At 46.1% G+C, this 14,108-nt stretch carries 15 protein-coding genes; 9 read left to right on the top strand and 6 right to left on the bottom strand.

All coding sequences use genetic code 11. The features are described 5' to 3' along the window. Positions 1-9: 9 nt before the first annotated feature. From RKD52_RS19160 to RKD52_RS19150, 3 genes are all read right to left on the bottom strand, one after another. On the bottom strand, positions 10-822 hold the full coding sequence (locus RKD52_RS19160; protein ID WP_029285812.1) for a YihY/virulence factor BrkB family protein: 813 nt from the start codon (positions 820-822) through the stop codon (positions 10-12). A gap of 121 nt (positions 823-943) precedes the next feature. Continuing rightward, positions 944-1,735: an endonuclease/exonuclease/phosphatase family protein gene (locus RKD52_RS19155; RefSeq protein WP_454100959.1), complete on the bottom strand. Its 792-nt coding sequence runs from the start codon at positions 1,733-1,735 to the stop codon at positions 944-946. Positions 1,736-1,738: 3 nt separating this feature from the next. Then, the gene (locus RKD52_RS19150) at positions 1,739-3,376 is read right to left on the bottom strand and encodes a PTS transporter subunit IIBC (protein WP_454100958.1); all 1,638 of its coding nucleotides are present in this window, start codon (positions 3,374-3,376) and stop codon (positions 1,739-1,741) included. Between the two features lie 413 nt (positions 3,377-3,789). On the opposite strand from RKD52_RS19150, the gene RKD52_RS19145 reads away from it, so the two are divergent. From RKD52_RS19145 to RKD52_RS19125, 5 genes are all read left to right on the top strand, one after another. Further along, positions 3,790-4,878, top strand: coding sequence for a nitric oxide synthase oxygenase (locus tag RKD52_RS19145; RefSeq protein ID WP_454100957.1), 1,089 nt, complete (start codon positions 3,790-3,792; stop codon positions 4,876-4,878). An 810-nt stretch (positions 4,879-5,688) separates the two neighbouring features. Then, positions 5,689-6,399, top strand: a complete 711-nt coding sequence (locus RKD52_RS19140; protein ID WP_454100956.1) for an alpha/beta fold hydrolase — start codon at positions 5,689-5,691, stop codon at positions 6,397-6,399. Positions 6,400-6,415: 16 nt separating this feature from the next. Continuing rightward, positions 6,416-6,871: a hypothetical protein gene (locus RKD52_RS19135; protein WP_454100955.1), complete on the top strand. Its 456-nt coding sequence runs from the start codon at positions 6,416-6,418 to the stop codon at positions 6,869-6,871. Positions 6,872-6,973: 102 nt separating this feature from the next. After that, entirely contained in the window at positions 6,974-7,855 is an 882-nt protein-coding gene (locus RKD52_RS19130; protein WP_454100954.1) for a helix-turn-helix transcriptional regulator, read from the top strand. Next, positions 7,852-7,989 (top strand): hypothetical protein, encoded by a 138-nt coding sequence (locus tag RKD52_RS19125; protein ID WP_454100953.1) that lies wholly within the window; start codon positions 7,852-7,854, stop codon positions 7,987-7,989. The genes RKD52_RS19130 and RKD52_RS19125 overlap by 4 nt, the downstream gene beginning before the upstream one ends. Here RKD52_RS19125 and RKD52_RS19120 read toward each other — a convergent pair. After that, entirely contained in the window at positions 7,979-8,251 is a 273-nt protein-coding gene (locus tag RKD52_RS19120; RefSeq protein WP_454100952.1) for an acylphosphatase, read from the bottom strand. The two genes, RKD52_RS19125 and RKD52_RS19120, sit on opposite strands and share 11 nt — an antisense overlap. An 86-nt stretch (positions 8,252-8,337) precedes the next feature. Between RKD52_RS19120 and RKD52_RS19115 the strand changes: the two genes are divergently transcribed. Further along, positions 8,338-8,760 (top strand): GNAT family N-acetyltransferase, encoded by a 423-nt coding sequence (locus tag RKD52_RS19115; RefSeq protein WP_454100951.1) that lies wholly within the window; start codon positions 8,338-8,340, stop codon positions 8,758-8,760. Positions 8,761-8,819: 59 nt separating this feature from the next. On the opposite strand, the gene RKD52_RS19110 is transcribed toward RKD52_RS19115, so the two are convergent. Together RKD52_RS19110 and RKD52_RS19105 are read right to left on the bottom strand one after the other, a co-directional pair. Beyond that, complete coding sequence (locus RKD52_RS19110; RefSeq protein WP_454100950.1) at positions 8,820-9,107, bottom strand: 2-acyl-glycerophospho-ethanolamine acyltransferase; 288 nt, start codon at positions 9,105-9,107, stop codon at positions 8,820-8,822. Between the two features lie 166 nt (positions 9,108-9,273). Further along, positions 9,274-9,945 (bottom strand): response regulator transcription factor, encoded by a 672-nt coding sequence (locus RKD52_RS19105; protein WP_454100949.1) that lies wholly within the window; start codon positions 9,943-9,945, stop codon positions 9,274-9,276. A 123-nt stretch (positions 9,946-10,068) separates the two neighbouring features. On the opposite strand from RKD52_RS19105, the gene RKD52_RS19100 reads away from it, so the two are divergent. From RKD52_RS19100 to RKD52_RS19090, 3 genes are read left to right on the top strand one after another with little or no spacing between them, the layout of a single operon-like run. Next, positions 10,069-10,959 (top strand): R2-like ligand-binding oxidase, encoded by an 891-nt coding sequence (locus RKD52_RS19100; RefSeq protein ID WP_454100948.1) that lies wholly within the window; start codon positions 10,069-10,071, stop codon positions 10,957-10,959. A gap of 18 nt (positions 10,960-10,977) precedes the next feature. Beyond that, positions 10,978-12,522, top strand: a complete 1,545-nt coding sequence (locus tag RKD52_RS19095) for an aldehyde dehydrogenase family protein (protein ID WP_454100947.1) — start codon at positions 10,978-10,980, stop codon at positions 12,520-12,522. Beyond that, a complete protein-coding gene (locus RKD52_RS19090; protein WP_454100946.1) occupies positions 12,522-13,742 on the top strand; it encodes an iron-containing alcohol dehydrogenase in 1,221 nt (406 codons plus the stop codon). The genes RKD52_RS19095 and RKD52_RS19090 overlap by 1 nt, the downstream gene beginning before the upstream one ends. Positions 13,743-14,108: the final 366 nt, after the last annotated feature.

Genomic DNA, 14,108 nt, shown 5'->3' with positions numbered 1-14,108 from the left:
AAGGAAATATCAATCCGGGCAGAACTTATCCCTTCTCCTGCAGACGCGCATCGCGTTCACTTCTCCGCCAAGCAGAATGGAAAAGGCGGTAAAGTAAATCCAGATGAGCAAAATGATAATGCCTCCCAAACTTCCGTATGCTGCGTTAAAAGCTTTAAAGTTTTCGACATAGAAAGAAAACCCGTAAGAGCTTAAAGTCCAAAGAACTGTTGCCAGCAGCGATCCGAAATAGATATCAAAAAACTTCAGCTTTTCATTCGGGGCAAAGTAATACAGCGCAAGCAGGACGAGATTAATCATGAAAAAGGAAATGACCCATCTGGCCTGATTTAATAGCGGATTAACGGCTTCAAGAAACGGTGCATAGCGCGTTAATGTGCTGATGATCACTTTGCCGAATACAGGCAGGAGCAATGCAATCGTAATCGTAATAATCAGCCCTGCGGCAAGCAGCAGGGCATCTATGCGCACCTTGATAAAGGGACGCGTTTCTTTAATTTCAAGAGCCCGGTTGAACGCTCTGATTAGAATGTGTGTAGCATTGCTTGCAGACCATAAGGCAGCCAATAAGCCGAATGCAAGGATATAACTGTTGGTTTCTCCGAACAGGCTTCTGATCTGCTCCGTTAAAAGCTCAGCTGTCTCTGAAGGCACATAGTGATTAATCCATGTCAGAAGCGGCGTTACATCAAGTGAAAAATAAGGAAACAGCGCGATTAAGAAAATAAGCAGCGGAAACAGGGATAAAAGTAAATAATATGCAATAACGGCAGAGAGATCATTTAGTTCATGCTGATGAATTCTTCTGAATAAGTCTTTCATACATCCGCCTCCCTATAACCTTTATAGTTTCCCGGGGGAACGACAGGATAAACGCAAAGAGGAGAAAAAAAGATCACTACAACATAAAAAAGCTGCTTCTTTTAAAGAAGCAGCCCTGGTATTACATGCTGATTTCGGTTTCAACCCCGTAATGGTCAGATACAACCGGTCTGTTGTCATCATTGAAAATAACCTTTGAAGAAAGAACGTTGACTTCCTTGTTCACAAGAATCAGGTCAATTCTCAAATCTTTCTTATTTTCATCCCATCCGGCAATTTTTCCTTTTACCGTGATGCCTGAATCTTTGTCTTCTGCAAGCTCGTACGTGTCATACAAATCATGTGACAGAAGATAATCATAGCCTTCATCTCTTACTTCGGCGCTGTTGTTGAAGTCTCCCATTAAAAAGGAAGGCTTATCAAGGTCAACCTTTTGAAGAAGAGAGTCGAGCTGGTATTTGCAAGGTTCCTCTTCATCGTGCCACCAGCCGAGGTGACAGGAGTAAAAAGAAATTTCCTGTCCGTTATAGTCAATATCCGCACGGACGATGGAACGGGTTTTCCAGTAGTCAGTGTTTTTGCCTTTTGTGACGGAGAACACTTCTGAGTCAACTACCGGATGCTTTGTCAGAATGGCTAAGCCTTCTTCAAAGCCCGGATAGCCGATATGGGCAAATCCCCATACCAGCTCATATCCGGCAACACCAAGTTTTTTCAGTTCATCAAGCAGCACTAACGCATAATTGTTTTTTTTGACTCCGTCATACAGGACGGGCTCTTCCACCCGCTGGCTTACCTCCTGAAGGGCAATCACATCATAAGACTGTTCCTTGATGGCAAGCGCGAGCGTCCTGATTTTTTCCATCTGATTTTCTTCTTGCCAGGAATGACAATTAAGCGTTAATAATTTCATCGTTTAAGCTCCTAACGTATCTTGAATGTCAGATTTTAAAACATCTGCTTTCGGTCCGTAGATGGCTTGAACGCCTTTGTCTTTAATGATTAACCCAAGCGCGCCGTTTTCTTTCCATTGCGCTTCATTTGCAACAATTTCAGGGTCTTTAACGGTTACGCGAAGACGTGTCATACAAGCATCTACATCTTCAATATTACCAGAACCGCCAAGCAAAGTAATAATCGCAGAAGCCTGAGAGTCTTTGTTTACTTCGCCTGTTTTTGCAGCAGGCTCTTCAGAATCGATGTAGTTTCCGTTGCGTCCCGGAGTAGGGAAGTTGAAGCGTTTGATCAGGAAGTTCGCAATTCCAAAGTTCAGTCCGAAGAACACGGCACATGCAAGGAAGAAGTTGACAAGGTCAAGCCATAATCCTGCTTTAATGATCATCGGTGTACGTGTCAGAAGCTCAATAAATCCAAATGAGTGAACGCGGATGTCGATAATATCGACGATTGCGAATGCAAGACCAGTTGTGATTGCGTATACAACATATAGAAGCGGTGCAGCGAACATGAACATGAATTCGATCGGCTCAGTTACACCTGTCAAGAAAACTGCAAGACCTGCAGATAGGAACATTGATTTGTATTTCGTGCGTTTTTCCTTATCAACATTGCGGTACATGGCAAAAGCGATACCGATAAGAGAAGCAGTTGAAAGGATCATTTGTCCAACTTTGAAACGGGCTGGAGTTACTTCTTCAAGCAGTTTGTTGTAGCTTGCAGTATCACCTGCTGCTAGGAAGTTGTTCAAATCGGCAATCCATGCAAGCCAAAGCGGATCCTGACCTGCAACTGTTGAACCGGCGCTTCCGCCAGTAAGAATTTGATACGTTCCGCCTAGAGACGTGTAGTTCATCGGTACAGTCAGCATGTGGTGAAGACCGAATGGAAGAAGCAGACGCTCAAGGGCACCGAAGATAAATGGTGCAACAACTGGAGCGGTGTTGCGTGATGTTGCAATCCATTGTCCAAAGTCGTTAAGTAAACCTTGAATAAACGGCCATACTAGTGAAAGTACGATAGCGGTTACAACAGATCCGCCGATAACTGCGAAAGGCACAAAGCGTTTACCGTTAAAGAATGAAAGTGATTCAGGAAGCTTGCTGTAGTTGTAATATTTATTGAACAGGTTTGCACCAAGGAAACCTGCGATGATTCCGACGAACACGCCCATGTTCAGTGCAGGAGCGCCAAGTACAGAAGTAAAGTAATCTTTAACAATCAGTTCTTGTCCGAAAAGAGAGTTTACTGTTGCTTCAGGATCTGCAAGCATTGCAGCGTTAACTCCGAAGATAGCACCTGTGATGCGGTTAATCAGTACGAATGCGATGAGTGCTGCGAATGCTCCGCCTGCACGTTCTTTAGCCCAGGATCCCCCGATGGCTACAGCGAACAGAATGTGAAGATTCGTGATGATTCCCCATCCGATATCCTCCATAACACGTGCAATCGTTTGCACGAGCGTGATGTCTCCGCCTGTCATTGCAATAAGCTTGCCGAGTGAGATCATGATACCGGCTGCAGGCATTACGGCTACTACGACCATTAAGGCTTTACCGAACTTTTGCCAAAAATCGAATGATAATAAGTTCTTCATCTTTTTGTCCTTCTTTCTCCTGTAAGTATAATAGGTGTAAACGAATTCATTTAATAGCAAAATCGCTTACATTATTTTTTAATGTGTGGTGTGCAACTATGAGTGCAAAATGTGCAATCGCTTGCATAAACCTATTTTAATTAAAGGGCTTTCACATTGCAACAAAAAAATAATACTTTTTTCATATTTTTATAGAATACTTTTTCCAAATGAGGCAAACCCCTTGATATGTATAGTTTTAAAAGATGATGCCAGCAAAATGTTTTTTCCGAATAGAAAAGTTCATGAAAGTGTTGGTTGTAGTAAAAGAGTGTGCAAAGTGAGATGCTATACTTTATATAGAAAAAACTGATCTATTGTCATAAAAATAACGTAAGTCTTTACATAGAAGTCCGGCAATTTAGGAGGCTCTTATGAATACCAAGCTTGAAATCATGTCAGAAGCAGAGCAGTTTATTATCGAGTGCTACCGGGAGCTTGAGAAAACGGAAGAAGAAACAACTGCCCGCCTGCTTCAGGTTAAATCCCGGTTTGAACGGAACAGAACCATTGATCTTACGTCAGAAGAACTTGAACACGGCGCAAAAATGGCCTGGCGGAACAGCAACAAATGCATCGGCCGCCTGTTCTGGAATACACTCCGCGTTGCGGATGCAAGGCATCTTGAAACACCTGAGGAAATAAGGGACGCGCTGATCTCACATATAGAATTTGCAACAAACGGAGGAAGAATTCGTCCGTTAATCACAATCTTTAAGCCGGAACAGGATGGACAGGCACCTGTGAGAATCTGGAATCATCAGCTGCTGAGATACGCGGGGTATGAGACAGATTCAGGCGTTGTCGGTGACCCCGGTTCAATTGCATTTACAAAAGAATGTCTCGCGCTCGGATGGAAAGGAAAGGGGACAGCCTATGATCTCCTTCCGCTTGTCATAGAAGTCGCAGGGGGAGCGCCTGTGTGGTACGAAATCCCGGATGAAATCGTCATGGAGGTCCCGATTACACATCCTGACTATCCCGAGCTTGAAGAACTCGGGGCCAGGTGGTACGCCGTTCCGATTATTTCCGATATGAAGCTTGAAATCGGAGGCATCACATTCCCGGCCGCTCCTTTTAACGGATGGTATATGGGAACGGAGATCGGCGCCAGAAACCTTGCCGATGAAAACCGGTACAACCTGCTGCCGAAAGTGGCTGAGCTCCTGGGGCTTGATACGTCCTCACAATCAACACTGTGGAAAGACCGGGCCCTTGTGGAACTGAACAGAGCCGTGCTGCACTCCTTCAAGGCTGCAGGCGCGAGCATCGTGGACCATCATACCGCAGCCCAGCAGTTTAAACGCTTCGAACAGAATGAATCAACAGCTGGCCGCGAAGTAACAGGCGACTGGACCTGGCTCATCCCGCCAATGTCGCCCGCCACAACCCACATTTTTCATAAACAGTACGAGAACAAAGTGGTAAAGCCGAATTATTTTTATCAGGAAAAAGCTTATTAACCGATCAGCGCATCCGTCATTTTAAATGGCGGGTGTTTTTTGTATTGAGGATGTTTTGATTGTGATAAAATGGAAAATGAAGGTAGTTTGTTAAGGACATTTTGAGTGGCTTCGGAGCTGAGTGGAGTGCTGCAAGAGCAGGATTAGAACACTTAGAGTGAGTCCGGAATGGGGAAAGTGCTGTAAAAACAGGATAAGAACATTTACGATGACTCCGGAGTGAAGATAAGTGTTGTAAAAGCAGGATAAGAACATTTACGGTGAGTCCGGAGTGAAGATAAGTGTTGTAAAAACAGGATAAGAACACTTTGAGCGAGTCCGGAGCGGAGATAAGTGCAGTAAAAGCTGGATAAGAACACTTTGAGCGAGTCCGGAGCGGAGATAAGTGCAGTAAAAGCAGGATAGGAACACTTACAGTGACTCCGGAGTGAAGATAAGTGCTGTAAAAACAGGATAAGAACATTTACGGTGACTCCGGAGCGAAGATAAGTGTTGTAAAAGCAGGATAGGAACACTTAGAGTGACTCCGGAGTGGGGGATAAGTGCAGTAATATAAATCGTGTACTCAGTAATAAGCAAGTGCCAAAGGCTTTCCAGTCTTAAAGAGGTGAACCAAATGAATTTGCTCCTTTTTATCAGCTTTCACATATTGGCCGGCATTGGCTTTATTTTCTTCAAAGGGAAATTGCCCGAAAAGGCAAAAGTATTTACGTTTGTTTTTTTCACAATGAGTTTGTTGTACTGGGGAAGCATGATTTTACATATATAATGATGGCCGGTAAATACGGTCATGCACAGGGGGAAGCATGGATGATTTTGCATACATATGTATCGGGAGAGGGAGAACCGCTCGTCCTTATTCATTCTGGCGGAATGACAGGTGATACGGAATATAATGAGCAGAGCGAGTTTTTTTCAGCGGAAAACTTCAAAGTGATCAGACCTGATTTGCGGGGGCACGGTAAGTCGCATGGAAAGATTGATCACTATTTTGTTCAATGCGTGCAGGATTTGAAAGAAACGATTGACCATCTCGGGATTGAGCGGTGTCACATTGCTGGAGTTTCCATTGGAGGAATTGCGGCATTACTTTTTGCAAAAGAATACCCTGAAAAAGTGAAATCGCTGAGTTTTTCAGGAGTTCTCCCGAAGGAGCCTGATAACTGGGCTGAACTGATAAAAGAAGAAGCAGAACAGTATGAGCACTTGTTTGCGAATGAAGAAGCTGTTGCATTCTTGAACGAAATCCACGGGGAGAATGACTGGAAATCCCTGCTGAAATCTTTTAACGAAGCTGACTTTTATCCTTTTCACGCGACAGGCGATGTTTCCGGCATAGAGATTCCGGTTTTATGTCTCGTTGGTGAAAATCAGGAGCTGGAAGTCGAGGCTGTTGTTGCGTATAAACAGCTGCACTCAGCGATCAATATCGCTGTCATTCCATTTGCAGGACATCTAGTACACAGGGAGCAGCCTGACCTCTATTCTCAGACGCTGCATGCGTTCCTGAAAAACTCTTAAGATGAAGAGGGAGATTATGAGAATAAGATTGAAAGTCATCACAAGCATTTTTCTAGTGGTTTTACTATCAGGCTGTATTGCAGAAGACTACGATTTCACCCCGCCTTCCGTAACTTTATCCGCTTCGGACAGTTCCCAGTCTGAAAAGCTGACAGAGGCAAACATCAAGTGGACGGGTGAAAACAGCAAGCTTGAGGAAAAAAGAATTGACGACGTTCTGTCGTATGCGAATGAGCAAAAGAAGCTGGCCTTCCAGCCGGGCCAGAAAATAGATCTGCTGTTTGACAGTGAGGATTTCATGGTGGAAAATCTTGAAGCTGCGCTCTGGAAAAATGGCACTGAGCAGGAATTGCCCTTAGATAAACAGCGTTCCTTTACTTTTCCCGAAGAAAAAGGAGAGTACATCCTTGAAGTGGAGCTTGATGCTGACAGAGGTTTGGCGCAATACGTTGGAAAAATTGAAATCGAATGATGCATGGCGGAACTCCTGTTATCAAAAGGGGTTCTTTTTTAGCAAGAAAAATCAAAAAAAGGAGAAGTTTTCCTGGTAAACTTTCAAGTAAGAGGTGAGGAAATGGATACAGCCTTTCAAAAAACGATTGCGTTTATCGAACATCATCTGCAGGAAGAGCTGCCGCTTGAGACGATTGCCCGTGAGGCCGGATACTCTAAATTCCACTTTCACAGGCTTTTCCAGAGGGAGTTTGGAATGACCCCCTCTGAATATGTAAGAATTAGGCGCATAGCGGATGCAGCGAAAATGCTGCTTTATACTGATGAAAAAATACTTGATATTGCTCTTTCCTATCAATTTGAAAGCCAGGAATCATTCACTAGGGCATTTAAAAAAATATACAGGCTGCCGCCGGGCACTTACCGGAAAATAATGGCGAGCCTGACGATGCAGAAGGAGGAAATTTCAATGGAGAATCAAGGTGTTAAAGGATGGGTCCTAAGCGGCAGTCATCCGTTCAATTACGAAATGGGACTGGACAGGAAAGTCTATCACTCAGGGAAAAGCTCCGGGTATTTAGCTGCCAAAAGCGTGCAGCATCCAGGTGAATTTGCAACAATGATGCAGGAAATAAAAGCGGATAAGTATAAGGGCAAACGCTATAAGTTCTCTGGGTTTATTCGTGCTGAAAATCTGGACGGCTTTTGCGGAATGTGGATGAGAGTGGACAATGCCCTTCAGGATGTTCTGCGCTTTGACAATATGGGAGACAGACCGATTACGAAGGATACTGAATGGCACTATTGCTCCATCGTCCTTGATATACCGGAAGAAAGTGCGGTCATTTCTATTGGAGCGCTTCTGTCAGGAGCGGGAAGAATGTGGGTGGACGAGCTGAAATTTGAAGAAGTCGACGAAACGGTTCCTACTACAAACATCGAATTTGCCTCTCACCTTCATGATGAGCCTGCAAACCTGTCATTTGAGGAGGAATTGGCATGAGCGGATTAGCAGCACTCGGAAAAAGCCTTCTGCACTTTGGCAGCATCTGGATTGGAGGCGGACTCCTGTTGACAGGGGTTGTCATAGGAGCCGTCATAAAGAAAGCGAAGCTGAAAAAAACATCTAGCGGATGATTTTGAATCCGGCGTGTGTCTGGTCTTGTTCTACCTCGCTGACTTTAATCTCCTCCACCTGTGCATAGCGGTTTCCAGAACGCAGGGTATGGACGAAGGAATCCAGCTGGTTTTCCGTACCCTGCGCTACAGCTTCGACTGTACCGTCTTCTTTATTTTTCACCCAGCCGGTTACTTTTTCGGATTGGGCAGCGGACTGAGCGAAATAACGGAATCCGACACCCTGGACGTGGCCGTGAACAATTAGATGAATGGTTTTCATATCAAAAATCACCTCCATTACAATCACAATACCCTTGAGACATCCGTTATAATCTAGTCAGATGATCGTTTAAGGAGATGGTAAGGATGATCTGGAAAAAAGAAGGGTTTTTCGTATCAGACGAACAGAATCTGCTGCAACTAGACAAGATTGCCGGATGGATCGGCAACCAGTACTGGGCAAAAGACAGGCCCGTTCACGTAATCGAAGAAAGCGTGCGGAATTCACTCAGTTTCGGACTCTATGACAGCAGCGGCACCCAGCTTGGGTTTGCAAGAGTCATAACAGACCGCGCCGTCTTCTCCTGGCTGATGGATGTAGTCATTGATGACAGTGCAAGAGGAGAAGGGCTCGGAAAATGGCTCGTACAATGTGTTCTGGATCATCCGGATACAATCAACACAAAGTTCGGGCTGGCCACAAAGGATGCACACGGGCTTTACAGACAGTGCGGGTTTGAGACGGATGAGTGCATGAGGCGTCCGGTGATGGGGAGCCCGCTTGGGTAGAGTTTTGGAGAAGAACTCATATGCATCTCTTTCGATTAAAGTTACGATTTTGCCCGTATTTAAGGAGCGCTTCGAAGAAATTCATCTGTAAATTCTGCTATTAAAGCATATACCATAATACTTAGAGGCAGTAAATTTACAAGCAATGCAAACATTCTCTTACCTGCACTCTCTTTGCTGAACATTGAAAGAATACTTAATGGAATCCCGATAAAGGTAGCAAAAAATGCAAGAAGTCCCAATATACTCAGTCCAGAGATATAAACAGAACACGGAATAGAGATTAATGCGAAAAGAGCAATATAGAACGAAATGTCAGTGAATATTTTTAGTTTTTCCCTTTCCATCTGTCTATCTCTCCTTTCACTTTAAGGTTAAAGCAAACCCTGCAAAAAGTCAGGTTCTGACTATTGTGCAGGGTTTTTATTTTTCTGCCTGTTCAGCCCAAACTGCATCGGTATTTCAGCAGTGTCCAGTTCCGGCTTCCAGTACTTTCGACAGCAGCCACTTTCTTCATAAAATGATCCCCCTTCTCAATCCCTCCGCCACAGCTTCTGCTCTGTGCCTGACGCCGAGTTTTCGAATGACGGCGCTCAGGTAATCGCGGACGGTGTATTCACTGATGTTCATGGAGTGCGCCATTTCTTTCATGCAGAGGCCGTTTGCGAGGTACTGAAGGACTTCGGTTTCCCGCCTGCTGAGCCTGTGCGCAGGCCGGTGTGTGAAAAATTCCTGAAAGTAGCTGGAAAGCTGCTCGAGCTGAGTATGGATGGACTGGCTGCAGCCTGTGTACTGATCGGCCAGAACACAGCCGATGACATGGTTGGACTGGCTGATCGGGATGACGGCAATGGTTGAGAGGTCATATTGCTGAATGTATTTTTCGGGAAAAGAGACGTTGCTTTCTGTGAGGTCAAGGAGCCGGAGCTTGTTGTTTTTGAGAGCATGATAGACAGGCGGAATGGTGCGGACATCTTCTTTGATCCATTTGACTGAGGTGGTTTTTCCTTCTTCTGCCTGGATGAGGCCTTCACCGATATTACTGAAGGCGGAGTATGTAAAGAGGGTTGCCCGCTTGAATGGGAAGAAGCGGATGCACCCAAGGACCATCCGTTCGCATTTTTGGGAAAAGTCATGGATCTTATGTGTTTCACGTACATAATCTCTCACTCTGGAATCTATCATTCGACAATTTCCTCCCCTACTTTTTCAGGAATATGAGGGTTCCACTTCTCATTGTAAAATAGTTATGTAAGCACTTACAAACGTGAAGCCGTGTTTTTGAAAAAAAGTTTTCAGGAGGTAGCGATGAATAAGCGTGAAATCATTACCACGAGTGCGCGGGGCATTCAGGAGGACTCTCTCCCGTTCAGACTTTATCAAAAAGCGAAGCGTTTCGGGATCTGGAATCCGTCGGACATTGATTTTTCACAGGATCAGCGGGACTGGCAGGGCATGAATCAGGATCAGAGGACAGAAGTGCTGAGGCTGATATCACAGTTTCAGGCAGGAGAAGAGGCGGTCACGCTTGATTTGCTGCCGCTGATGATGGCGATTGCCAAGGAAGGCCGTCTGGAAGAAGAAATGTATTTGACGACGTTCCTGTTTGAGGAAGCCAAGCATACGGAATTTTTCAGGCTTGCTTTAAATGCAATCGGGGAAACCGGGGATCTGTCCGTCTATCATACAGACACATATAAAGAGATTTTTTACGAGCTGCTGCCCCGGACAATGGACAGGCTGCTCCATGATCAGTCGCAGGAAGCCATTGCCGAAGCGTCGACTGTCTACAACATGTTCGTTGAGGGAGTGCTTGCTGAAACGGGCTATTTTTCATTTTACCGGTCGCTTGAGGAAGCGAATATTATGCCTGGTCTTTTAAAAGGTGTAGGTCTGCTGAAAAAGGATGAATCAAGGCACATCGGCTACGGGACGTTTCTGCTTCAGCGTCTTATTTGCGAGAATGACTCGATTTTTGATTTAGTGGCTCAAAAAATGGACGAGCTGACTCCATATGCCATTAAGCTGAACCAGGAAGGCATAGCCGGAGGGCAGACGGCGTTTGGCCACACAATTGATGATACAATGCATTTTACAATGAAGCAGCTGTCTGTCCGCATGGATATCTTGGCAAGGGCACGCGGAAAACGAATTGAAGAGATTTACAGAATGACAGAAATAGAGGTTGGCGTACTTTAAAAGAGGAGGCTGAAACGAATGAGTGTGAAAGTCGATGTACTGACGATGCCGCTTTTCATCAATGGAGAGTGGGAGAGTGCTGCTTCAGGCGAGTGGTTTGATGTGCATAATCCTGCAACAGGAGAGGTAATAGCAAAGGCTGCAAAAGGAACGGCGGAGGATGTTGACCGTGCTGTGATGGCGGCAAGAGCTGCCTTTGATCAAGCGGAGTGGAGAGAGATGAATCCGAAGGACCGCTCCAAGGTGATGTATGCGATTGCCCATGAGATTATAGAGCATGCAGAGGAGCTTGCTTATCTTGAATGCGTCAGCTCAGGCGGAACAATCAGGCGCATCAGCTCCAATGACATTCTGCAGATGGCCGACTTGTTCCAGACGTTCGGTAAATTCGTGCTCGACTATCCATTCTCTGAAACACTGCCAGTCCCTCCGTTTCCGGGGCCTGCCCATAATTTCATCTGGAGGGAGCCGGTCGGAGTATGTGCTGCCATTACTCCATGGAACATGCCGATGCTGATTGCCTCGTGGAAAATAGCGCCTGCTCTTGCGATGGGAAATACGATTGTCATTAAACCGGCAAGCTATACGCCGCTGTCGACATTAAAATTGGCTGAAATCATCTCGAAGGTTGTTCCGCCTGGTGTCATCAATGTTGTCACAGGTCCCGGTGCTGAAACAGGTGAAGCGCTGGTGCGCCACCCGAACGTGGATAAAGTGGCTTTTACAGGATCGACAGAAGTTGGCAGAAACATCATGAAGCTTGCCGCTGATACGGTGAAAAATACGACCCTTGAGCTTGGAGGGAAGTCTCCGAACATCCTTCTTGAAGATGCGGATCTATCCCTTGCTTTGCCAGGAAGTCTTTTCGGCGTATTTCTCCATTCAGGACAGCTTTGCGAATCAGGAACCCGCCTGTTCGTCCATGAAAGCATGCATGATGAAGTGGTGGAAGGGCTTGTGCAGCTGGCGAAAAAAATAAAGCCCGGAAATCCTCTCGATCCCGCATCTGATATGGGTCCTCTTATCTCTAAACAGCAGAAGGAAACCGTTCTTTCCTATATCCGTTCGGGGCTTGAAGAAGGGGCTGAGATTGTATGCGGCGGCAAAGAAATTTCTGTGGCCGACTGTGAAGGCGGTTCCTTCATTGAACCGACCATTTTCACAAACGTGACAAACGACATGAAAATCGCCAGAGAAGAGATATTCGGTCCTGTCCTTTGCGTCATCAAGTACAGCAGTATGGATGAAGTCATTGCGATGGCGAACGATACCATTTACGGTCTTGCTGCAGGTGTCTGGACGAGAGATGTGAATAAAGCCTATGAAGCTGCCAGAAAGCTGCAGGCTGGGGTTGTCTGGATCAACGACTGGCATATGCTGCGGAATGATGCACCGTTCGGCGGATACAAGCAGAGCGGCATTGGCAGGGAGATGGGGAAGCATTCTCTTGATGCCTATACACAAGTAAAACACGTGCATACGTCTATGGTGACAGATCTTCATAAGCGGAATTGGTACGGCATTCTGTTTTCTGAAAAAGCTGAAACGAGAGGTGAGAAGTGATGCTGACGACAACTTTTTCACAATTTATGCTGCGTTCGGGAATCTACAGCGGATCCAATACACGGGCGATGGTCCCGGATCTATTCAGGGGGCTTGGAGCAAAGCGGGTAGTGCTTTTCAGTGATAAAGGCCTTGAAAAAGCGGGAGTAGTGGAAAAAGTGGCTTCCATATTCACGCTGGCAGGTTACGGAAACGGTCCTGTGCTTGCAGGCGTGTACACGGATATCAGGCAGGATGCAGAGAGCAGCTGTGTGGACCAGGCGCTGCGCTTTGCCAGGGAACACGGTGCCGATGCACTTCTCGCGGTTGGCGGAGGTAGCGTGCTTGATACAGTTAAAGGGGTGAAATACTGTCTGCACAAAGGGTTAACAAGCATCAAGGACGCAATTCCCGGAGGATTTGTCATGGAGTCGTTTCCGGAAGCTTCGCACATGCCGATCCCGCATATTGCCATACCGACAACAGCTGGAACCGGATCTGAGGTTTCGCCAATTGCCGTTATCTACAACGAAGATCTGAAGCTGAAAACAAATATAATCAATCCGTTTATCAGTGCCGATATTGCGGTCCTGGATCCGGATCTGACGACGGAACTGCCGCCGTTCATTACAGCATTCACAGGCTTTGATGCTCTGACCCATGCAATTGAAGCCTATGCATCGCCTAATGCAACTGCGCTGACGGATGCATACGCCCTGCATGCCGTCCGCCTGATTGAACAGAATCTGGTGAAAGCCGTTGAGGACGGGGAGAATCTGAAAGCTAGAATGGACATGCTCCATGCAAGTCTCATGGGAATCACAGCCTTCAGCTTTGCACTGAATGCCATTCCGGTGCACAATTTTGCCCATGCATACGGAGCCATGTACAGAATCCCGCACGGTCTTGCCAATGCAGTCTTCCTGCCTGCGGTTATGGAGACAATACCTGCTCTGTATACGCCTAAAATCCATCAGCTCGCAGAGGCACTGAATGTTGGAAGCGGGGAAAAGGATCCGGAGGCGGTGTTAGAGCGAGTTGTTGAAAAAATCAGGCTGATGCAGAAGAAAACAGGATTGCCGTCTGATTTTGGAGACTACAGTGTTGCGCATCAAGATACGGAGAAAATCGTGAAGGCTGTTGCAATGGATCCAGCTGCGGTTTCCTTCCCAATGCCGCCGGAACTGATACAGGCGATCAGCCAGAAAGTGCTCCCTGCAGGTGCGGGGGTTACGAGTTGATTGAATGGGCAGCGGGATGGCGGACATCCGGTAGAGTTTGATGCCATCAAGCGCTTGAGGATGAAGTTTGGTGGTACTAAAAAGGGTTATAAGAACCATCAAGCGCTTGGGAATGAAGCTTGATGGTACTGAACGCTGTTATAGGAACCATCAAGCGCTTGGGGATGAAGCTTGGTGGTACTGAACGGTGTTATAGGAACCATCAAGCGCGTGGAGATGAAGCTTGATGGCACTGAACGGTGTTATAGGAACCATCAAGCGCTTGGGAATGAAGCTTGATGGCACTGAACGGTGTTATAGGAACCATCAAGCGCATAGGGATGAAGCTTGATGGCACTGAACGGTGTTATAGGAACCATCAAGCGC

The sequence above is a fragment of the Metabacillus sp. SLBN-84 genome (genome assembly GCF_053629595.1).
Note: the sequence above shows the minus strand (reverse complement) of the source record. Positions and strands in the feature narration are given on the sequence as shown.